The following is a 21,089-nucleotide window of genomic DNA, read 5'->3' as shown; positions in this document are numbered from 1 at the left end:
GATATTGATACTTGGTGGGCCCAGCTGGACTCGAACCAGCGACCAAGGGATTATGAGTCCCCTGCTCTAACCAACTGAGCTATAGGCCCTTTCCGGAAGCGCCGAGTGGCGCCGCCGTATGATAGCGAATGGCGATGAAGGTGGCCATAGCCAGCCGCCCTCGCCTTGCCGAATCTCTCGCCACGGCACTTCCTCCCTCGGCCGCGGTCTGGAGGTGGCCCTGCCCTTCTGGAGATCGACCGGTGCGACTACGCCTCTTGCCCCACGCCACTGCCCTCGGCACTTCCCTGTTCGCCCTGCTGCTGGCCCTGCCGGCGGCTGCCGCCTGGGAGCTGGACCCCGCGCGCTCGCGGGTGTCCGCCACCGTGGTGGAGCTCGGCCCGCAGGGGCCCATCCCCCGCCAGCACGAGGTGCGCCGAATCGCCGGCACCGTGGAGGCGGATGGCACCCTGCGCCTGCCGCTGCGGCTGGACCAGACGGACGTGATCGAGCGCCTGGGGCCGCTGCCGCCCTGGCTCTCGGGCCTTACCGAGCAGCCCATGGCCACCGTGACCACGCGCTTCCCGCCCCGGCGCCTCGAGGCGCTGGCGGTGGGCGAGTCGCTGGTGGAGACGCTGGAATTCTCGGTGCGGTCCAGCGGTGAGACGCACCGCGAGCCGCTGGCGGTGCGCTTCACGCGGGAAGCGTCCGACCGGGTGCGGGTCACCAACGCCGAGCGCGTGGCCCTGGATGGCCGGGTGCTGATGGCCGACCCGACGGTGCGCTCGGTGATGCTGCTGCTCGGCTACGAGCGGATCGGTGACGAGGTGCCGGTCCACCTCGACGCCGTGCTGGTCCAGCCGTGAAGACGCCCCGCTCGCCGCACGCCCGCTACTCGCGTTGCATGAGGTACTCGGCCAGCGCCTGGTAGGCGGGCAGCGAGGTCGGGTCATTGGCCGCGTTGCCCGCCACCGGGTGGGAGGCGAAGCGGGCGATCACCATCCGCGCGGTCGGGTCGACGTAGAGCGCCTGGCCGTGCACCCCCCGGGCGGTGAAGGCGCCGTGATCGTTGTGCAGCACCCACCACATGCCGCGATAGCTGCCACCCGGCAGGTTCGAATAGCCCGCGCGGGCGAAGGCCTGGCGGTCGCCTCCCTGGCGGATGCGCGCGACGGCCGCCTCGGGGAAGAGCCGCTCGCCGTCGAGCTCGCCCCCGTCCAGCATCAGCTGGCCGACCCGTGCCAGGTCGCGCAGGCCCGCACTGAGGCCGCCGCCGGCGAACGGCGTGCCGATGGAATCCACCGTGAAGTAGGCGTCCTGCTCGGCGCCCATGGGTTGCCAGAGCCGTTCCGAGAGCAGGTCGGCCACCGACCGGCCGGTGGTGCGCGCGATGAGCCAGCCCAGGACGTCACTGTTGACGGTGCGATAGCCGAAGACCTCGCCGTGAATCCCCTCGGGCTCCACGGTGGCCAGGAACTCGTAGTAGGTGCGCGGCCCCTCGTAACCCTCCGGCTTGGGCAGGGGGCTCGCCGCGGCGTTGTAGGCCCAGATCTCGGCGTCGGGGTCGGCGTAGTCCTCGCTGAAGTCGAGCCCCGTGGTCATCTCCATGACCTGCTGCACGGTGGCGTTGCCGAAGGCGCTGTCGGCGAGCTCGGGCAGGATCGTCGCCACCCGGGCCGTCTCGTCCAGGGCCCCCTCGGCCACCAGGATCTCGCCCAGCAGCCCGGTGATCGACTTGGTGACCGACATGGCCCCGTGCATGCCGGCCTCGTCCAGGCAGCCGGCATAGCGCTCGTAGACCACTCGGCCGCGATGCAGGACCAGGATGCCGTCGGTGTAGTTCGCGGCCAGCGACGCCGCCCAGGTCATCGGCGCGCCGCCGCCCAGGGGGGTGAAGGTGACGGCATCGATGCCGGCGTCGGGCGCCTCCGCGAGCGCGCGGGGCGCGCCGAGGCCGCGGCTGACCCGCCGGGTGGGCAGCAGCTCGCGGAAGTGACACACCGTCCAGCGCAGCTTGGGAAAGCTGAAGTAGTCGGCGTCGGGCTGGCCGATGATCCGCTCGGGCGGCGGCGGGAAGCCCTGCATCCAGCCCAGCGCCACGGGATCGGACGCCTCGGCGCTCGGGGGTGACTCCTGGGCCGCGGCCGGCAGCCCCAGGCCGGCCAGGAGCACGGCGAGGCAGAGCGCTACCGCTCGCGGCCCACGGCCTGGCGCGTCCGACCGAGACGGATGCGTCCTTCTCCCTTCCCTCGCTGCCGACATGGCGGCACCCTCCCCGCGGTGGTCCCATGAGCGAGTCTTGTCCAGAACCCCGGGAAGGGCAACGGCGTATGATGGGGTCGCGCCCGGGTCCTGCTGACGGCGCGGCGATGCCGGCTCAGCGGTTCGTCACCCGCAGCAGGGTATAGGGGGCCTCGCAGGCGTGGCGCTCGTCGCGCTCGTCCACGCTGCCCAGACCCAGGTGGCGGTCGTTGTCGTAGACCACGAACAGCCGATCGTGGTCCAGCACGGCCAGCCCCTCGGCCTTGTGCTCGAACTCCAGCGGCGCGTCCGCCGGGGTGGTCACGAGCTCGGGCCGATGGCCGGCCCGGAAGTCCTCGAGACTCATCGCCCACAGGTAGCCGCCGATGTGCTCCTCGCCGTCCTGCTCGGTCTCGAAGCTGGTCAGCAGGTAGAGCCGCGCGTGGTAGGGGTCGTATTCCAGGCTCGAGAGGCCGCACGGGAAGCGCACGGCCGAATGGTGGCCGGGATCGAAGGCATAGTGCTCGCGCAGCGCGTCGAGGAACTCGAGGTTGCCGCTCCCGCTGATGCGGTAGTGAGCGCCCACCACCCGGCTGACGTAGGCGAAGTCGTCGTGGGCGTTGCCCTGCTCGCGGATGCCGAAGAGCAGCAAGCCGTCGCCGAGCTCTCCGGGAATCGCCGCGAGCCCCTCGATCTTGTAGTAGGGGAAGCCGATGGCGGCGCCGAGCTTGTCGCGCAGCTCCAGGGAGCCCGCCACGCCGTCGCGGGGGTCGGGGTCGACCACCTGCACCCGGTCCGGCTCGCCCAGCGGCCAGATCAGCAGGTGGTTGTAGTCGTTCAGCGCGTGGCTCTCGTCGTCGATGCGATCGAAGCCGGTGGTGGCCAGCACGTGGCGGCCGTCGGCGGTCAGGGCGAAGTCCTCGTACTTCTCGGCCTGCTTGATCAGCGGCTGGGTGAAGTAGTCGAGTCGCGTGTCGTCGGGGCCGTGCGCCTCCATCGGCAGGGCGAAGCAGGCGGAGCGCGCCTCGCCGGGAATCGGCTTGTCGCTGGCCATCAGCAGGCGCTTGCCGTCGAAGGCCACCGCCGAGACCTCGGCATTCACCAGCCTGCCCTGCTCGTCGCGCAGGCCCGCGGGGAAGCAGTGGATGGTGCCCTGCTGGCGGATGCTCGCCTGAACCATGGGAACGACTCCTGTCAGGGAATGTGGCGATCACCCTAATAGGCGACGGGCCGCCGGGACTAGGGCGCGGGCGGTAACAGTCCGTTACTGCATGGGGGTGAACCCGCGCGGGCCTCGACGGGACAAAGGAAGCACGGCGTCGCTGCACGCCTTCGAGTACGGCAACGTTACAAGGAGAGAACGCATGACCCACGACACGCCCCTTCGCCACGCGATCCATCGTGCCAGCCTGGGCGCCCTGCTCGCCGGCGGCCTGGCCCTCTCCGGCAGCGCCCTGGCCGCGCCCCAGGGCCTCTATTCCGCCAACGAGCTGCTCGATGCCGATGTCTACTCCACCTCCGGCAGCGAGCAGGTCGGCGAGGTCGAGGACATCCTGCTCGACAACGACATGCAGGTGCGCGCCCTGGTGGTCGATACCGGCAACCTGCTCGACCTGAAGGGCGAGCAGCAGTTCGTGGTCGAGGCCGGAAAGTTCACCGTCGAGACCCAGAATGGCAATAGCCTCGACGAGATGGTGTACCGGGTGAACGTGGACCTGAGCGAAGAGCAGCTCTCCCAGCAGCCGGCCTACACCAATGACTGGTGGCAGGATGCCCGCGAGGGCGCCCAGCAGGCCTGGGAAACCACCAAGGAGGGCGCGGCCAGCGCCTGGGACACCACCCAGGAAGGCGCCTCGCGTGCCCTGGACCGCATCGGCCAGGCGCTGGAGGACGTCGGCGAGCGCACCCAGGAGGCCGCCAACGACTCCGGCAACTGACGGAGACGCCCTGCGCCCGACGAGAAAGCCCGGTGATCGCCGGGCTTTCCTGCGTCTGGCCCCCGCTCCCGTGGGACCGCTTGGCTATACTGCTGACGACCCCGCCACGGCGGTCGGCGACGAGCGCGGCCAGGGACGGCGTAAGGCAAGGGTGAACGCGGGAGGAGGCGATGCCCATGAGAGCACGAGTCCTGGCCGGCCTGGCCGCACTGTGGGGGAGCCTCGGCCTGGTGGCCACCCCGGCGGCGGGCGCGGAGGTGATCGAGCCACGCCTCGTCACCGACCACCACGACCTTCGCCTGGAGCGCATCGCCACGGGCCTCGAGCGTCCCTGGGCGGCGGCCGAGCTGCCGGACGGCCAATGGCTGGTGACCGAGCGCCCCGGACGCCTCTCGAGGATCGACGCGGACGGCACCGTCACCCGCCTCGCCGGCGCTCCCCGGGTCGCCGCCGGCGGCCAGGGAGGCCTGCTGGATGTCGTCCTGCACCCGGCATACGGCCAGGGCCAGGGCAAGGACTGGGTCTACCTCACCTGGAGCCAGGCGGGGAGCGGCGGCCATGCCACCACCCTCTCCCGCGGGCGCCTCGAGGACGACGCCCTGGTGGACCTGGAGACGCTCTTCGTCCAGAACCGCTTCGCCCCGACGCGCCACCACTATGGCTCGCGCCTCGCCTGGCGGCACGACGGCACCCTGCTGATGAGCGTCGGCGAGCGAGGCAGCCCGCGCAGCGCCCAGGACGGCCGCGACCACACCGGCAGCGTCGTGCGTCTCACCGAGGACGGCGGGGTCCCGGCGGACAATCCCTTCGTCGACGACGACACGGTCCTCGACGAGATCTTCACCCTGGGCCACCGCAATCCCCAGGGCCTGACCGTAGCGTCGGACGGCACCGCCTGGAGCACCGAGCACGGCCCGCGTACCGGTGACGAGCTCAACCGCCTGGTCGCCGGCGAGAACTACGGCTGGCCGGTGGTCAGCCGGGGCAACGACTACGCCACCAACCAGCCCATCGGCGTGGACAGCGCGCCGGGCATGCGCGACCCCGTGCATGTCTTCGCGGGCCGCTTCGCCCCCTCGGGCCTGGCCGAGGTGACCGGCGACGCCTTCCCCGCCTGGCGGGGCCATCTGCTGGCCGGCGGCCTGGGCAGCGAGCGACTGGTGCGCCTGGCCCTGGACGGCGACAGGGTGGTCGAGCGCGAGGTGATCCTCGAGGGGGAGATCGGCCGCATCCGCGATGTGCGGCTGGCCCGCGACGGCACCCTCTACCTGTTGACCGACAGCGCCGATGGCGGCCTGTATCGGCTGGCGCCCGCCGTCGCCGAATAGCGACGCCCTCCTCCGCCGGAACGCCCGTCGCCGGGGCCTTCCCGTAGGGGTGACCGGGGCGTTGCCCCAGGCCCTCGTGGCCGCCCTTCCTGCCTTTCCCTGTGCCGGCCTTTCGCCTCTGCGGGGCGCCCCGGGGCCGCTGTGCCGGCCCCGGGACAGCTAAGTAAACCTTGGCTGGCAGGGGTTTTAATTTGAATAGCCGTTCAAATACCACTAGGGTATTGCGCTATCCATCGCCATCCCGATGCCACGGTCAACGCAGCCGTGTGGCAAAGTGATGTCGTTTTTTTGCGTCACGACACTCGACCCTTCGGAACTCCACGTCGTTGTTTCGGCGGGAGCCGACAAAAGGCAGAGCCAATGAACGAGAATCGAAACGTCAAGATTCGGGTACGCAACCTGAGCAAGGTCTTCGGCAACAATCCCAAGAAGGCCCTCGAAATGCGCGACCAGGGACACAAGCGCCCTGAGATCCTCGACAAGACCGGCCAGACACTGGGCCTGTCGAACATCGACTTCGATGTCTACGAGGGCGAACTCCTGGTGATCATGGGGCTCTCCGGGTCCGGCAAGTCGACCCTGATCCGCTGCCTCAACCGCCTGATCGAGCCCACCGAGGGCGAGATCGTGATCGACGGCGAGGACATCCCCCAGCTGGACGACAAGGCGCTGCTCGAGTGCCGTCGCCGGCACTTCTCCATGGTGTTCCAGAACTTCGCCCTCTTCCCGCACCGCACGGTGCAGCAGAACGCCGAGTTCGGCCTCGAGATCCGCGGCGTGGATCCGGCCGAGCGGGCCGACATTGCCGAGAAGGCACTGAAGCAGGTGGGCCTGGAGGGCTGGGCCGACGCCTATCCCAACCAGCTCTCCGGCGGCATGCAGCAGCGCGTGGGCCTGGCCCGGGCGCTGGCCAACGACTCCACCGTACTGCTGATGGACGAGGCCTTCTCGGCCCTGGACCCGCTGATCCGCGGCGACATGCAGCAGGAGCTGCTCGAGCTCCAGCACCGCATGCAGAAGACCACGGTCTTCATCACCCACGATCTGGACGAGGCGCTCAACATCGGCGACCGCATCATCCTGCTCAAGGATGGCGAGATCGTGCAGATCGGCACGCCGGAGGAGATCCTCACCAACCCGGCCGACGAGTACGTCAAGCGCTTCATCGAGGGCGTCGACATGTCGAAGATCCTCACCGCCGAGCACGCCATGCGCCCGGTACGGGCCACCGCCCGCGAGGACGACGGCCCGCGCACCACACTGCGCAAGATGAGCGAGCACGGCCTGGATTCGATCTATGTCACCAGTCGCGACCGCACCCTGATGGGCCTGGTGGAGGTCGATGCCCTCGAGCAGGCCGCCAAGGAGGGCAAGGACCACATCCGCGACGTGATGACCCATGACTTCCGTTCCGTCGGTCCCGAGGAACCGCTGCACAATCTCTTCGCCATGTTCAGCGAGCGGAGCTTCCCCATCGCCGTGGTGGATGCCGAGAAGCGGCTGCAGGGCGTCGTGGTCAAGGGCGCCGTCCTCGATGAACTGGCACAGGCAGGAGACAAGTAATGGCTATCGAAATCCCGAGCATCCCGCTGGGTCAGTGGATCGAGGGCGGCCTCGACTGGCTGACCACTGAATACTCCGGCGTGACCCGCGCCATCTCGCGAGTCACCCAGACCGGTATCGACGGGCTCAACGACGCCCTGTTCTGGCTGCCGCCCTGGGCGCTGCTGCTGATCATCGTCGGCCTGTGCTGGTGGGTGGCCAGCTATCGCCTGGCCATCGGTGCCGCCCTGGGCATGGCGCTGATCTGGAACCTGGACCTCTGGGACCCGATGATCGAGACCCTGACCCTGGTGGTGATCGCCACCCTGGTGGCGGTGGTCATCGCCCTGCCGGTGGGCATCGCCGCGGCGCTCTCCGAACGGCTCTACCGGACGATCATGCCGGTGCTGGACTTCATGCAGACCATGCCGGCATTCGTCTACCTGATCCCGGCGATCCCCTTCTTCGGCATCGGCTCGGTGTCGGCGATCTTCGCCACGGTGATCTTCTCCATGCCGCCGGCGATCCGCTTCACCACCCTCGGCATCCGCCAGGTGCCCAAGGACCTGATCGAGGCGGCCGACGCCTACGGCGCCACCCGCCGCCAGAAGCTGCTCAAGGTCCAGCTGCCGCTGTCGCTGCCCACGTTGATGGCCGGCATCAACCAGACCATCATGCTGGCCCTCTCCATGGTGGTGATCGCCGCCATGATCGGCGCCGACGGCCTGGGCAGCGAAGTCTGGCGCGCCATCCAGCGCCTGCGTCCGGGCGACGGCTTCGAGGCCGGCATTGCCGTGGTGATCCTGGCCATGCTGCTCGACCGCGTGACCCAGTCGCTGCGCAAGGGCCGCAAGTCATAACGGCACGCCGTTGAAGGCAACCCCTTGCAACATGATGGGGTTGCCTCAAGCTGTACCCCTACATTTCCGGAAGAAGGTAGCTCGATGATCAAGCAACCGATCAACCGTCGCATCCGTTTCGCCAGCCTCGCCATGATCGCCGGTGCCGGCCTCGCCGCAGGCTCCGCCCAGGCGCAGGACAAGGGCACCGTCAACCTGGCCTATGTGGAGTGGGCCTCCGAAGTCGCCTCCACCAACGTGGTCCGTGCCGTGCTGGAGCAGGCCGGCTACGAGGTCGAGATCACCTCGCTCTCCGCCGCCGCCATGTGGCAGGCCGTCGCCTCGGGCGATGCCGACGCCATCGTCGCCGCCTGGCTGCCGACCACCCACGAGCACTACCTGGAGCGGGTCAGCGACGACGTCGTCGACCTGGGCACCAACCTGGACGGCACCAAGCTGGGCCTGGTCGTGCCGGCCTACACCGACGTCGACTCCATCGCCGAGCTCGACGAGAACGCCGACACCTTCGATGGCACGATCACCGGCATCGACCCGGGCGCCGGCCTGATGAGCCTCACCGAGAAGGTCATCGAGAACTACGACCTCGAGGAGGTGGACCTCCAGAGCGGCAGCGGCGCCACCATGACCGCGGCCCTGGACAGCGCCCTCGACAACAAGGAAGACATCGTGGTCACCAGCTGGACGCCGCACTGGATGTTCGCCCGCTGGGACCTCAAGTACCTCGAGGACCCGAAGGACGTCTACGGCGGTGCGGAGCAGATCCACACCATCGCTCGCGACGGCCTGAAGGAAGACCTGCCGGGGGCCTACGCCATCCTGGATGCCTTCGAATGGACCCCCGAGCAGATGGGCGAGGTCATGCTGGGTAACCAGGCAGAAGACGCCGAGCCCTACGAGGTGGCCAAGCAGTGGGTCGCGGAAAACCAGGACGTGGTCCAGGAGTGGCTGTCCGAATCGTGAGGACAGCGGGGTCGCCCCGGGCGACCCCGGCCACGTGACAATGACGCGGGGAGGCACCGATGGCGCCTCCCCGCTTCATTGAGGGCCCGCCGCTCGCGCCCACCTTGCCCCGCCGGGGGCACGCCCGAAAGACGCGCTCCGTCATCCGGGCGAGGCGCGCCGAGCCTGCGCCAGGGCCGATGACCGGATGCCATGGAGGCCCGGGAGAAAATCGGTCCGTTGAAAGATCGTCTGGTGTTTCTACGAGAGGAGGTCAGAATGCAAGGCTCTCCGTCGAAACCCACAGTCCCTAGCAACGAGGAGACGCAGCATGTTCAAGAAGATCATGGTGCCGGTCGATCTGGCCCATCTGGAGCTGATCGAACCGTCGCTGCAGGCGGCAGCCGATCTCGCCCGGCACTACCAGGCCGAGGTGTGCTACGTCGGCGTCACGGCCAGTACGCCGGGGAGCGCGGCTCACACGCCCGAGGAGTACGCGACAAAGCTGGAGGCCTTCGCCAAGGAACGCGGCAAGCTCCATGGCCAGCCGGTGAGCAGCAAGACCATCGTCAGCCCCGACCCCATCGCCGATCTGGACGACACCCTGATCAAGGCGATCGAGGACGTGGGTGCCGACCTGGTCGTCATGCCGACCCATCCGCCCAAGCACGCGGATGCAGTGATCCCCTCCCACGGGGGCAAGGTGGCCACCCACACCAAGGCCTCGATCTTCCTCGTGAGGCCCTCCGCCGGAAAGTGATTCACGAACGCTTCAACAACGACGAACTGCAAGGGAGATAACTCGTGGCTAACGATCCCAACGACAACAAGCCCTCGGAGCCGACTGCCGGCTCCGAGGGCATCCCGGCACCGGAAGGGCCGGCAAACCTCATCGATACCGATTACGTGATCGGTCAGGACAACATCACCACCACCAAGTTCGGCATCGACCTGGACCTGCATGGCAAGGTCTTCTCCATCTCGTCGCTGCTGATCCTGTTCTTCGTGATCATCACCCTCGCCCTGCAGGACCAGGTGGAGCCGATCTTCAACACGGTCTTCAGCTTCCTTACCGGCAACATGTCCTGGTTCTTCCTGCTGGCGGCCAACATCTTCGTGGTGCTGGCGATCGGGCTGATCTTCACGCCTCTGGGCAAGGTCAGGATCGGTGGCGCACATGCCAAGCCGGAGTTCAGCTACCTGGGCTGGTTCGCCATGCTGTTCGCCGCGGGCATGGGCATCGGGCTGATGTTCTACGGCGTATCGGAGCCCCTGACGCACTTCGGCACCGCCATGGGCGGCACCGCCACGGAGAACGGCGTACGCACCGACTGGGCCCCCCTCGGCGCCGCCGCGGGTGACCAGGCCGGCGCCATCGACGTAGGCATGGCCGCGACCATCTTCCACTGGGGCCTGCACCCCTGGGGCATCTACGCGGTCGTGGCACTGGCGCTGGCGCTGTTCTCCTTCAACAAGGGCCTGCCGCTGACCATGCGCTCGATCTTCTACCCGATCCTGGGTGAGCGGATCTGGGGCTGGCCGGGCCACCTGATCGACATCCTGGCGGTGTTCGCCACCCTGTTCGGCCTGGCGACCTCGCTCGGCCTGGGCGCCTCCCAGGCCTCGGCGGGTCTCGGCTACCTGTTCGGCATCCCCGACAACAACGTCACCATGGTGCTGCTGATCATGGGCATCACGGTGGTGGCCCTGATGTCGGTGGTCGCCGGTGTCGACAAGGGCGTGCAGCGCCTCTCCCAGATCAACATGGTGCTGGCCTTCCTGCTGCTGGCCTTCGTGATCGCCGTGGGCCCGACCCTGGCCATCATCTCCGGCTTCTTCACTAACCTGGGTGCCTACATGGTCGACCTGCCGGCGCTCTCCATGCCCTTCGGCCGAGAGGATGCCAACTTCAGCCAGGGCTGGACCGCCTTCTACTGGGCCTGGTGGATCTCCTGGTCACCGTTCGTCGGCATGTTCATCGCCCGCGTCAGCCGCGGCCGCACCGTGCGTGAGTTCCTGATCGCCGTGCTGCTGGTGCCCTCGCTGGTCTCGGTGCTGTGGATGACCGCCTTCGGCGGTACCGCCATCGACCAGGTGGTCACCGACGGCTTCCAGGGCGTCAAGGAAGCCGCACTCGAGCTGCAGCTGTTCGTGATGCTGGGCCAGCTGCCGCTGACCTCCATCACCTCCTTCGTCGGCATCGTGCTGGTGATCGTGTTCTTCGTCACCTCCTCCGACTCCGGCTCCCTGGTGATCGACTCCATCACCGCCGGCGGCAAGGTCGATGCGCCCAAGCCGCAGCGCATCTTCTGGGCACTGATCGAGGGCGCCATCGCCATCGCACTGCTGCTGGGGGGCGGCCTGACGGCACTGCAGACCGCGGTGATCACGACCGGCCTGCCCTTCACCCTGGTGCTGCTCGTGGCCTGCTATGCCATCATCAAGGGCCTGATGAGCGAGCCGCGCGCCAAGTAGCGGCAACCTCAACCCGGCGCCACCGGCGTCGGTCAGCAAAAGGAAGGCGGCCTGCGGGCCGCCTTCTTCGTGTCCGGATCCGGCAACATCTGCACCTGGGCTCGATAGCATGTACAATTCGCGTCCAACAAAAGAGCCGTGCCGTTGAAACCCGGTCTGGTGTTTCGAGAACAAGCGGCCACAATGAAACCGTCGCAACACCATCCAGAACACCGTCTTAAGCATCATCCTTAGCAAACAAGGAGGCGCAGGCATGTTCAAGAAGATCATGGTGCCAGTCGACCTGGCGCACCTGGACCTGATCGAGCCGTCGCTGCAGGCAGCCGCCGATCTGGCCCGGCACTACGAGGCCGAAGTGTGCTACGTCGGCGTCACGGCCAGCACGCCGGGAAGCGTGGCGCACACGCCCGAGGAGTACGCTCAGAAGCTCGAGGCCTTCGCCAAGGAGCGGGGCGAGATCCACGGCCAGCCGGTCAGCAGCAAGACCATCGTCAGTCCGGACCCCATCGCGGACCTGGACAACACCCTGATCAAGGCGATCGACGACGTCGGCGCCGATCTCGTCATCATGCCGACCCATCCGCCCAAGCATGCGGATGCGGTGATTCCCTCCCATGGGGGCAAGGTGGCCACCCACACCAAGGCTTCGATCTTCCTCGTGAGGCCCTCCGCCGGAAAGTGACTCAGGAACGCTTTACTCACCGATAACCGCAAGGGAGACGTCTAGTGGCTAACAAACACGATGACGGCAAGCCCCAGGCGCCGGACAATACCGGCACCGAGGGCATTCCAGCGCCCGAGGGTGCGGCCAACCTGATCGAAACCGATTACGTGATCGGACAGGACAACATCACCGCCTCGCCCCTGGGGATCGATGTCGACCTTCACGGCAAGGTCTTCGTCGTCTCCTCACTGGTGATCCTGCTGTTCGTGATCGGCACGCTGGCCCTCCAGGATCAGCTGGAGCCGATCTTCAACAGCATATTCAACTTCCTCACCACCAAGCTGAGCTGGGTCTTCCTGCTCGGCGCCAACGTCTTCGTGATCCTGGCGATCGTGCTGATCTTCACGCCGATGGGCAGGGTGCGCATCGGCGGCGCCAACGCCAGGCCGGAGTTCAGCTATCTCGGCTGGTTCGCCATGCTGTTCGCCGCGGGCATGGGCATCGGGCTGATGTTCTATGGCGTATCGGAGCCCCTGACGCACTACGGCACCTCCATCGCCGGCACCACCGTGGAGAACGGGGTGCGGACCGACTGGGCGCCGCTGGGGGCCGCCGCGGGCGACCAGGCCGGCGCCATCGACCTCTCCATGGCCGCCACCATCTTCCACTGGGGGCTTCACCCCTGGGGCGCCTATGCCATCGTCGGCCTGTCGCTGGCGATCTTCGCCTTCAACAAGGGCCTGCCGCTGACCATGCGCTCGATCTTCTACCCGATCCTGGGGGAGCGTGTCTGGGGCTGGCCAGGCCACCTGATCGACATCCTGGCGGTCTTCGCCACCCTGTTCGGCCTGACCACTTCGCTCGGCATCGGTGCCACCCAGGCCTCCGCCGGGCTTCACTACCTGTTCGGCCTTCCCGACACCAACACCACCTTGATCCTGCTGATCATGGGCATCACCGTGGTCGCGCTGGGCTCGATCCTGCTGGGGGTGGACAAGGGCGTGCAGCGCCTCTCCCAGATCAACATGGTGCTGGCCTTCCTGCTGCTGGCCTTCGTGATCGCCGTCGGACCGACGCTGATGATCGCCACCGGCGTGCTCGATAGCCTGGTCGGCTACGTGACGCACCTTCCGGCGCTCTCCATGCCCTTCGGGCGCGAGGACGCCAACTTCAGCCAGGGCTGGACGGCCTTCTACTGGGCCTGGTGGATCGCCTGGTCGCCCTTCGTCGGCATGTTCATCGCCCGCGTCAGCCGCGGCCGCACCGTGCGCGAGTTCCTGATCGCCGTGCTGCTGGTGCCGTCGATGGCCTCGGTAGTGTGGATGACCGCCTTCGGCACCACGGCCATCGACCAGGTGGTCAACCAGGGCATCACCAAGGTGCAGGATGCCGCCCTGGAGCTGCAGCTGTTCACCATGCTGGAGTACCTGCCGCTGACCACCATCACCTCCTTCGTCGGGATCGTGCTGGTGATCGTGTTCTTCGTCACATCCTCCGACTCCGGCTCCCTGGTGATCGACTCCATCACCGCCGGTGGCAAGGTCGATGCGCCCAAGCCGCAGCGTATCTTCTGGGCGCTGATCGAGGGTGCCCTCGCCATCGCGCTGCTGCTCGGCGGCGGTCTCAGCGCCCTGCAGACGGCCGCCCTGACCACCGGCCTGCCCTTCACCCTGGTGCTGCTGGTGGGCTGCTACGCCATCGTCAAGGGCCTGATGAGCGAGCCACGCGCCAAGTAGCGGCAACCTTCTTCCCGGCGCCACAGGCGTCGGCCAGCAACAGAAAGGCGGCCTGCGGGCCGCCTTTCTCGTGTCTGCTCCTCACGATCCTCGCGGGGCCGTCAGGTCCAGAGCTCACCCACCGGGGTCTCGAGGCTGAAGTGCGTGGCCACCTGCGCCTGCAGCAGCTCGGCGGTGGCCAGGGCATCAATCAGGGCGTGGTGGCCCGAGTAGACCGGCAGGCCGTAGCGCGCCCGGCTGTCATAGAGGCGGATGGAGGCCGGGGGCCGGCCGATCCAGCGCCTGAAGCGCGCCAGCGGTGACTGGCGGTGCCAGCGGGCCTCCAGCGACATGGTGTCGATGACCGGGAACAGCAGCCCCTCCCCTCGTCGCGCCTGCACGGCGGCATCCAGGAAGGGGCGCTCGATGTGCCGGAAGTGCACCACCACCAGCCGCCCCGCCAGGGCCTCCAGCAGCTCGTCGAGGATCTCGTCGAGGTCCGGGGCATGGGCGATGTCGGAGTGGGTGATGTGATGGAAGGCCACCGACTTCGCCTCCAGCGGCCGCGGGGGCCTCAGCACCCAGTAGCGCCGCTCGGCGAGCCGGATGCGCCCCAGGGTGAAGGGCACCAGGCCGATGCTGACGATGGCATGGCGACGCTCGTCGAGGCCGGTGGTCTCCATGTCCAGGGCGACCATGGGCACCTCGCCAATGGGGGTCTCGGGCGCCATGGTCCCGGCGGCGAAGAACCCCGCCAGCGGCGGGTCCTGGGCGAGCTCGGCCCGGCGCGCCAGGAACTCGGGCCAGCTCGGCCCCGCCGGCCGCCTGCGTCGGGGAAGGCGCATCTCAGCGTGACCGCGACGGCATGGGATAGCGGAACTTGAGGAATTTCTGGGCGTTGCTCAGCACCTGGAAGGCATCCTTGAGGTTATGGCGCTCGGTATTGGAGACGTTCTCCGGTTCGATGTTGTTGTCCGGCACCTGCTCGTGCTGGAGGTCGATCATCTGGTGGCGGATGCGCGACATGCTGAGGAACTCGAGGGCATAGCGCAGCCGGTCGCTGACCCCCGGGGCCAGCAGCTGGGTGCGGTCGATGTCATCCAGGCGGTCGAAGCTGTTCTGGGCCCGTGAACCACAGGCCAGGGCATGGATACGGATCAGGTCGACCATGGGCGCGGTGCCCCGGCGCTTCAGGTTGATGGAGTTGTTGTGCTTGCCGTCCTTCTCCATCACGAAGGTGCGGAAGAAGCCCAGTGGCGGGGTGCGGTTCACGGCGTTGCGCGCCATGGCTGCCAGGAAGAGCGGATGCTTGGGCGCCTGCTCGGCGATCAGGTCCTGGAGCTCCTCGACGAGCGGGTTGTCGCCGAAGACGGTGTCCAGGTCGAAGAAGATCGAGCTGTGCAGCAGCCGCTCCGGGGTGGGCGCCTGGATCCAGTCATGGAAGTAGCGTTTCCAGACCGCGAGCGGCTGACGCCACCGCGGGTTGGTGGCCATGATGTCGCCCTTGCAGTAGGGATAGCCGCAGGCGGCCAGGCCATCGCTGAGCCGCCGGGCCAGGGTGAGGAAATAGTCGTCGTGAAGCGCGGGGTCGAAGTCGTCGGAGAGCACCAGGGCATTGTCCTGGTCGGTGACGATGGACTGCTCGTTGCGGGCCATGGAGCCTAGCGCCATCAGGCAGTAGGGCACCGGCGGCGGCCCCAGCTCCGCCTCGGCCAGCTCCAGCAGGCGCCGCGACAGGCTCCGTCCAATGGTGGAGAGCGCGCTGCCGACCATCCGCGAATCGGCGCCCTCCTCGACCAGGCGGACGAAGGCCTCCTGTACGTCGGGGGTCAAGCGGGCGAGGCCTTCGACGCTGGACTGGTGGAAGATGTTGCTGACCAGGTAGAGGCTCGAGTGGGTCTCATAGCGGATGATGTCAGAGAGGTGGACGATGCCGACCGGTGAGCGACGGTGCATGACCGGCAGGTGATGGATGTTGTTGCGCAGCATGCAGAGCATGGCCTCATGGACCGACTCGTCGGACTGGACGGCGACCAGGCGATGACCGGTCACCTCCCCTATCGGGGTGTCGGCGGGGCGCCCAGCGGCCACCACCTGCTTGCGGAAGTCGCTGTCGGTGAGGATGCCCGTGACCTGCCAGGCGCGCCCCTCGCTGTCGCGGAAGGTATAGCGCGGGGTGTCGCTCGGCGCATCGAGCACCAGCACCGCCGAGGCCTGGGCCTCGGTGATCTGCCGGGCGGCCTCCTGGACGGTGGTGCTGGCCTCCAGCATCAGGGGGTAGCGGGTCAGCAGCTTGCGGACCCGGGTGATCATCATGTCGTTCTGCTTCTTGTCCTGTTCCACCGTCGACTCGAGCCGCGGGCGCTCCACCTCCACGAAGTCGGCGAAGTGCGCATCGGCCTCGCAGAGCTGGTAGAAGACCGACTCGGGAATGAAGTAGATCAGGGTGTCTTCCATGGCCCGGGCAGGAAAGCGGACCCGGCGGTTTCGCAGCAGGCTGAAGTGGCCGAAGATGTCGCCCTCACCCAGGCGGTTGTAGAGCTCGCCGCCGCGGCGATAGACCTCCACCGCCCCGCTGCGGATGTAGCAGAGGTCGTGAACCTCCTGGTCGAGCACCAGGATGTCGCTGCCGGCCTTGAAATAGGCCACGTCCACCTGACTGGCCAGCTCGTCGAGCAGCTCGTCCGAGATCCGGTCGAAGGGGGGAAACCGCCCCATGTGGTGGCGAATCTCCAGCAGTTCCACGTCCATGTCCATGACTCCCGAGCGGTGGGCATGGGACCAGTCTGCGGGGGCCTTCCGGTGCTGTAAAGGCGGACGGCGCCCCCGCTCCCCCCGGTACGCCTGCCGGGATCCGGCCCGACACGAAAAAGGCCACCCCGTTTCATCCACGGGGTGGCCTGTCGATGGCCGACGGATCGGCCGCGTGCGGGGAGACTCGGCTTAGGAGTTCTCGCCCTCGCTGGCGGTGCTGGCCTTGGCCATTTCCTGCACGCGCTGCATCAGCTCCGGGTCCTGCTGGATGGCCTGGCCGATGGCGTTGAAGGTATCCACCTCGAGACCGCTGTCCTGGACGGCCTTGACCATCTCGTCGTTGGCTTCCTTGCGCACGTCCTCCTGGGCCTGCTCGCCTTCCGCGGCCTGCAGCTGCTTGGTGTACTCCTGGGAGATCACGGCGATCTCCTTGGATGCATCGGCGAACTGCTGAAGCTGGGAATCGGAGAAGTCCTGAGCCGGCGCGGTGGCCTGCGCCTGTTCCGCGTTGTTGGCCGCAGCCTCGTCCTGCTGGGCCTGTGCCTGGGTGGCGGCGAGGCCGAGAGAGAGCAGCGCGGCCGAGAACAGTGCAGTCATCCGTTGCATGAATACCTCCAGAATGTCTTGAGTGTGCCCCCGATCAGACGAGCCATCGCGTCGAGGGTTCAGGTTTGTCGTGTAACGGTTTGAAAAGACGACGCTCCCCGAGGGGAGCGTCGTGCATTGTGGCAGTCCCGACCGCCTCCTAGCCATAGGCCAGGTTGGGCAGCCAGGTCACCAGGGCCGGGAACAGGATGACCAGCAGCAGGCCCAGCGCCTGGATCCCCAGGAACGGGAAGGACGACTTGAAGATCTGCGCCATGGTGATGTGCGGCGGGCACACCCCCTTGATGTAGAACAGCGCATAGCCGAACGGCGGGCTCAAGAAGGACATCTGCATGTTCACCAGGTAGATGACGCCGAACCACAGCGAGACATCGGCCGGGTCGACCCCGGGCAGGCCAAACACGCCGGTGAAGCTCAGTCCCTGGATCAGGGGCACGAAGATCGGCACGGCCAGCAGCAGGATGCCGACCCAGTCGAGGAACATGCCCAGCGCCACCAGCAGCACCATCATCAGGGCCAGGACCGCATAGGGACCGAGGCCTGCGCCGGAGATCAGCTCCTGCACGAACTGCTGACCGCCCTGCAGGATGTAGAAGCCGACGAAGATGCTGGCGCCGAAGATGATCCACATCACCATCGCCGAGGCCACCAGGGTGGTCATGCAGGCCGCATGCAGGTTCGGCCAGGTCAGGCGACGGTGCATGGCGGCCACGATCAGGGAACCGAAGGTGCCGATGCCGGCCGCCTCCACGGGCGTCGCGATGCCGGTGAAGATGATGCCGAGCACCAGGACCACCAGGATGATCGGCGCCAGCATGTTGCGCAGCAGACGCAGCTTCTCCTTCATGTCGACCCGGTCCTCGACCGGCATCGGAGGCGCCATGTTGACGTTCAGGGTACCGCGCAGCCAGCAGTAGAAGCCGTACATGAAGGCCAGCATCAGGCCCGGGATCAGCGAGCCGAGGTAGAGCTCACCCACCGACTGCTGGGCGATGACGCCATAGATGATCGCCAGGATCGACGGCGGGATCAGGATGCCCAGGGTACCGCCTGCCATGATCGAGCCGATGGCGATCTCCGGGTCGTAGTTGCGCTTGAGCATCGCCGGCAGGGCGATCAGGCCCATGGTCACCACCGCGGCGCCGATGACGCCGACCATGGCGGCCAGCAGGGTGGAGGCGATGACGGTGGCGATGGCCAGGCCCGCCTTGAGGCCGCCCATCCACTTGTAGACGACATCGAACAGCTCCTCGATGATGCCGGCCTTCTCCAGCACCGAGGCCATGAAGATGAACAGCGGGATGGCCGAGAGCTGGTAGTTGGTCATCATCGGGAAGATGCGCGACGGCATCAGGTTCAGCATCGCCTGGTCGCCCACCAGGTAGAGGAAGACCACGCCGAGGCCACCGGTGACGAAGGCCAGCGGCAGGCCCGCCACCAGCACCACCATCAGCGAGCCGAACATCACCAGCGTCAGGGCGCCGATGCCGACGGAACCGAGGCTGTTCTCGATGCTTCCCGCCAGGCTGTCGTAGTCGGTCACCGCGACGTTGACCATCTCGAAGATCGTCCAGGCCGCCAGCACGACGGCGATGGTCAGCAGCACACGGGCAAAGTTTCGGGCGCCCTCGTGGAGGCGCCAGTGATGGCACAACGACTGGAAGTCGCGGACCAGCTGGCCGAAGCCCTGGAACAGCAGCAGCAGGGCCCCGAAGAAGAGCATGAACTTGACCGGGTAGAACTGGATGGCCCACTCGGTGAAGGAGGTCTCGTTGGCGTAGCTGGAGCCGAAGAAGTACGCATCGCTCACGGACTGGGAGAAAAACTTCCAGCCGGTGACCATCAGCGCGACGGTGAAGATGAAGAAGAACACCGAGGTGGTCAGGTCCAGCGCCGCCTTGTTCAGGGGCTTGGCACGCTGATACAGGATGTCCACGCGGACATGACCGCCCTCGCGCAGGGCATAGGCCCCCGCGATCAGGTACTGCATGCCGAACATCAGGGTCATGGACTCATGCACCCAGTTGGTCGGCGAGTTGAAGGCGTAGCGGACGAGCACTTCGTAGGCGAAAGCGAAGGGTGCGATCAGTGCCCAGTAGGCCACGTAGCGGCCGGAGAACCCGGAAATGCGGTCGACGATGGCAGTGAACAGGTTGCCGGGAGGCTGGTAGCCGACCTCGACCTCCTCGCCGGCGGGCACCTCGGCGGTGTCACCGCCGTCGATGTGGCCCCCACGACGGAAGCTGCGGTCGACGAAGAACATCACCACCAGCGGCAGCAACAGCAACACCGACCAGTAGAGCCAGTGCGGCAGGACAAAATCTATCTCAAAATTCATGGATACTCCTCCGCGACACCATCACCTCCCGGCGATGGCAACGGAACATCGAGTCGACGGGATGCGGGATCAGTAGTGGTCACTCTACCCAAGCCGGGTGCTGCGGCCCGCAGGCAACAGCACCCGGCATGGTGGAGCAGGTCAGGTTACAGGTTGAGCTCGTAGTCCTTGATGTCTTCCGGGGTGATCAGGGCCACCGCCGGGTCCATCATGGTGTCGAGGTGTGCCTTGAACAGGCGGGCGGCATCCTTGTCCTTGTTGGCCCACTTGAACCACAGCGGCACGGCGACCTCGCGGAAGCGATCGGCGTCGTTCTCGCTGAGGTGGATGATCTCGACGCCCTTCTCCTTGTACTTCGGCCAGGCCTCGGCGTTGGCCTTCTGGATCGCCGCGTAGTGCTCGCGGGAGTAGGCGGCCACCAGGTCGTGCATGAGGTCCTGGGTCTGGGTCGACATGCGCTCAAAGACGCGGCGGTTGACCGAGATGTCCATGAGGTCGACGGCCTGGTGCAGGCAGGGGGTGGAGGGCGGGCCCATGATGATGTAGTCCGCCACCTGCCAGAAGCCCAGCTCGTAGTTGTTGGCCGCGCCGGTGTAGTCGGCCGCGTCGATGGTGCCCTTCTCCAGGGCCGGATAGACCTCGGAGCCTGGCAGCAGGGTGGTACGCGCGCCGGCGGCGGCGAAGGTCTCGGCCACGATCCCGCCCGGCATGCGCAGCTTGACGCCCTTGAAGTCGTCGAAGCTGCGCAGCGGCTTCTTGGAGTGGATCAGGTTCATGTCGTGGTGGACATAGCCCAGCAGCTCCTGGCCCTGCTTGCGGTACAGGTCCTTGGCGAGGTCGAAGCCGCCGTAGGCGCCGAACATGATGTCCCACTGGTGGGGCAGCGAGAGGCCCATCGGGTAGGCGGTCAGGAACACGCCGGCCGGCATCTTGCCGGGCCAGTAGACGGTGAACCAGTTCTGGCCGTCGAGCACGCCGTTGCGCACGGCATCGGCGACCTCGAAGGCACCGGCCACGGCACCCGCCGGGAAGGGCTCGATGGTGACCTCGCCGCTGGTGGCCTCGCCCACGCCCTTGGCCCACTCCTCGAAGATGCGGTAGCCCGGGGTTCCCGGCGGCCAGGACGACTGCATGCGGATGTTGATGCCTTCCTGGGCCTGGACGTTGCCGACCCACGGCGCGGCGACGGCAGCGGCGGAACCAACGGCGGCGGCCTTCAGGAAGTTACGACGGCTGGGAGTCTTGAACGCTTCCTTGACGCCCTCGTTGTCGACGGTAGTGGTGCTTGACGGCTGCTTGTCGTCTTGCATGGCATGGACTCCTGATTGTTGAGCGCGCCCGCGACACCGCGAGCGTTGACCGGATCTTTGTTGTTGTCGTCCCTGGGCCATCTGGGCATGCCGGTGATGCTGACGATCGACCGATATGCCAGTCTCACCATCCCTGTAGGACCCTGAGAAGAAGATCGCACATATCTGGAAACGACTTCCATAGCGAAAACTAGCGAAAAGACGGCCCCCGGCCAATAGGCAATTTCAACGCAAGCGACCCGGGGCCATTGGTCATACCATGCGATGAATGAAGGCAATGTACTGTCTAGACAGGTAAAATCATGGTCTGACCAATTTTCCGCCGGCTCGTCGCCTACGACCAAAGCACGAGCCCCGAGATTGGCATCCCGCGCCCTCCCCCGCGATGATGCCCCCATTCA

17 protein-coding genes and 1 tRNA gene are annotated in these 21,089 nt (G+C 67.0%); 10 read left to right on the top strand and 8 right to left on the bottom strand.

Annotated elements, in window-relative coordinates; all coding sequences use genetic code 11:
* Window positions 1-12 precede the first annotated feature (12 nt).
* A tRNA-Ile gene (locus tag BOX17_RS11740) sits at window positions 13-89 on the bottom strand.
* Window positions 90-242: 153 nt separating this feature from the next.
* On the opposite strand from BOX17_RS11740, the gene BOX17_RS11735 reads away from it, so the two are divergent.
* The gene (locus tag BOX17_RS11735) at window positions 243-845 is read left to right on the top strand and encodes a hypothetical protein (RefSeq protein ID WP_244272135.1); all 603 of its coding nucleotides are present in this window, start codon (window positions 243-245) and stop codon (window positions 843-845) included.
* Between the two features lie 25 nt (window positions 846-870).
* Here BOX17_RS11735 and BOX17_RS11730 read toward each other — a convergent pair whose 3' ends face one another.
* Window positions 871-2,151, bottom strand: coding sequence for a serine hydrolase domain-containing protein (locus tag BOX17_RS11730; RefSeq protein ID WP_071944752.1), 1,281 nt, complete (start codon window positions 2,149-2,151; stop codon window positions 871-873).
* Window positions 2,152-2,356: 205 nt separating this feature from the next.
* Window positions 2,357-3,400, bottom strand: a complete 1,044-nt coding sequence (locus BOX17_RS11725) for a hypothetical protein (RefSeq protein WP_071944750.1) — start codon at window positions 3,398-3,400, stop codon at window positions 2,357-2,359.
* A gap of 184 nt (window positions 3,401-3,584) precedes the next feature.
* Here BOX17_RS11725 and BOX17_RS11720 point away from each other — a divergent pair, with 184 nt between their 5' ends.
* The 9 genes from BOX17_RS11720 to BOX17_RS11680 all read left to right on the top strand — a co-directional run bounded on the left by BOX17_RS11720 (window position 3,585) and on the right by BOX17_RS11680 (window position 13,701).
* Window positions 3,585-4,157, top strand: coding sequence for a PRC-barrel domain-containing protein (locus BOX17_RS11720; RefSeq protein ID WP_071944748.1), 573 nt, complete (start codon window positions 3,585-3,587; stop codon window positions 4,155-4,157).
* 176 nt (window positions 4,158-4,333) lie between these two features.
* Window positions 4,334-5,485, top strand: a complete 1,152-nt coding sequence (locus BOX17_RS11715; protein ID WP_071944747.1) for a PQQ-dependent sugar dehydrogenase — start codon at window positions 4,334-4,336, stop codon at window positions 5,483-5,485.
* Window positions 5,486-5,845: 360 nt separating this feature from the next.
* On the top strand, window positions 5,846-7,048 hold the full coding sequence (locus BOX17_RS11710) for a quaternary amine ABC transporter ATP-binding protein (protein ID WP_071944745.1): 1,203 nt from the start codon (window positions 5,846-5,848) through the stop codon (window positions 7,046-7,048).
* A gap of 5 nt (window positions 7,049-7,053) precedes the next feature.
* Window positions 7,054-7,887, top strand: a complete 834-nt coding sequence (locus tag BOX17_RS11705) for an ABC transporter permease (protein WP_071946844.1) — start codon at window positions 7,054-7,056, stop codon at window positions 7,885-7,887.
* A gap of 84 nt (window positions 7,888-7,971) precedes the next feature.
* Window positions 7,972-8,847, top strand: a complete 876-nt coding sequence (locus BOX17_RS11700) for a glycine betaine ABC transporter substrate-binding protein (RefSeq protein ID WP_071944743.1) — start codon at window positions 7,972-7,974, stop codon at window positions 8,845-8,847.
* Between the two features lie 310 nt (window positions 8,848-9,157).
* Entirely contained in the window at window positions 9,158-9,586 is a 429-nt protein-coding gene (locus BOX17_RS11695) for a universal stress protein (RefSeq protein ID WP_071944741.1), read from the top strand.
* A 44-nt stretch (window positions 9,587-9,630) separates the two neighbouring features.
* On the top strand, window positions 9,631-11,301 hold the full coding sequence (locus BOX17_RS11690) for a BCCT family transporter (RefSeq protein WP_071944739.1): 1,671 nt from the start codon (window positions 9,631-9,633) through the stop codon (window positions 11,299-11,301).
* Between the two features lie 253 nt (window positions 11,302-11,554).
* Window positions 11,555-11,983, top strand: coding sequence for a universal stress protein (locus tag BOX17_RS11685; RefSeq protein WP_071944737.1), 429 nt, complete (start codon window positions 11,555-11,557; stop codon window positions 11,981-11,983).
* 44 nt (window positions 11,984-12,027) lie between these two features.
* Window positions 12,028-13,701, top strand: coding sequence for a BCCT family transporter (locus BOX17_RS11680; protein ID WP_071944735.1), 1,674 nt, complete (start codon window positions 12,028-12,030; stop codon window positions 13,699-13,701).
* Between the two features lie 101 nt (window positions 13,702-13,802).
* Here BOX17_RS11680 and BOX17_RS11675 read toward each other — a convergent pair whose 3' ends face one another.
* The 5 genes from BOX17_RS11675 to dctP all read right to left on the bottom strand — a co-directional run bounded on the left by BOX17_RS11675 (window position 13,803) and on the right by dctP (window position 20,688).
* A complete protein-coding gene (locus tag BOX17_RS11675; protein WP_071944733.1) occupies window positions 13,803-14,525 on the bottom strand; it encodes a 3'-5' exonuclease in 723 nt (240 codons plus the stop codon).
* Window position 14,526: 1 nt separating this feature from the next.
* Entirely contained in the window at window positions 14,527-16,431 is a 1,905-nt protein-coding gene (locus tag BOX17_RS11670; protein WP_071944731.1) for a DUF294 nucleotidyltransferase-like domain-containing protein, read from the bottom strand.
* Between the two features lie 192 nt (window positions 16,432-16,623).
* The gene (locus tag BOX17_RS11665) at window positions 16,624-17,040 is read right to left on the bottom strand and encodes a DUF4168 domain-containing protein (RefSeq protein ID WP_071944729.1); all 417 of its coding nucleotides are present in this window, start codon (window positions 17,038-17,040) and stop codon (window positions 16,624-16,626) included.
* 139 nt (window positions 17,041-17,179) lie between these two features.
* Entirely contained in the window at window positions 17,180-19,378 is a 2,199-nt protein-coding gene (locus tag BOX17_RS11660; RefSeq protein ID WP_071944727.1) for a TRAP transporter large permease subunit, read from the bottom strand.
* 146 nt (window positions 19,379-19,524) lie between these two features.
* Window positions 19,525-20,688, bottom strand: a complete 1,164-nt coding sequence (dctP, locus tag BOX17_RS11655) for a TRAP transporter substrate-binding protein DctP (RefSeq protein WP_071944725.1) — start codon at window positions 20,686-20,688, stop codon at window positions 19,525-19,527.
* Window positions 20,689-21,089 lie beyond the last annotated feature (401 nt).

The organism is Halomonas aestuarii (genome assembly GCF_001886615.1).
Taxonomy (GTDB): domain Bacteria; phylum Pseudomonadota; class Gammaproteobacteria; order Pseudomonadales; family Halomonadaceae; genus Halomonas; species Halomonas aestuarii.
Note: the sequence above shows the minus strand (reverse complement) of the source record. Positions and strands in the feature narration are given on the sequence as shown.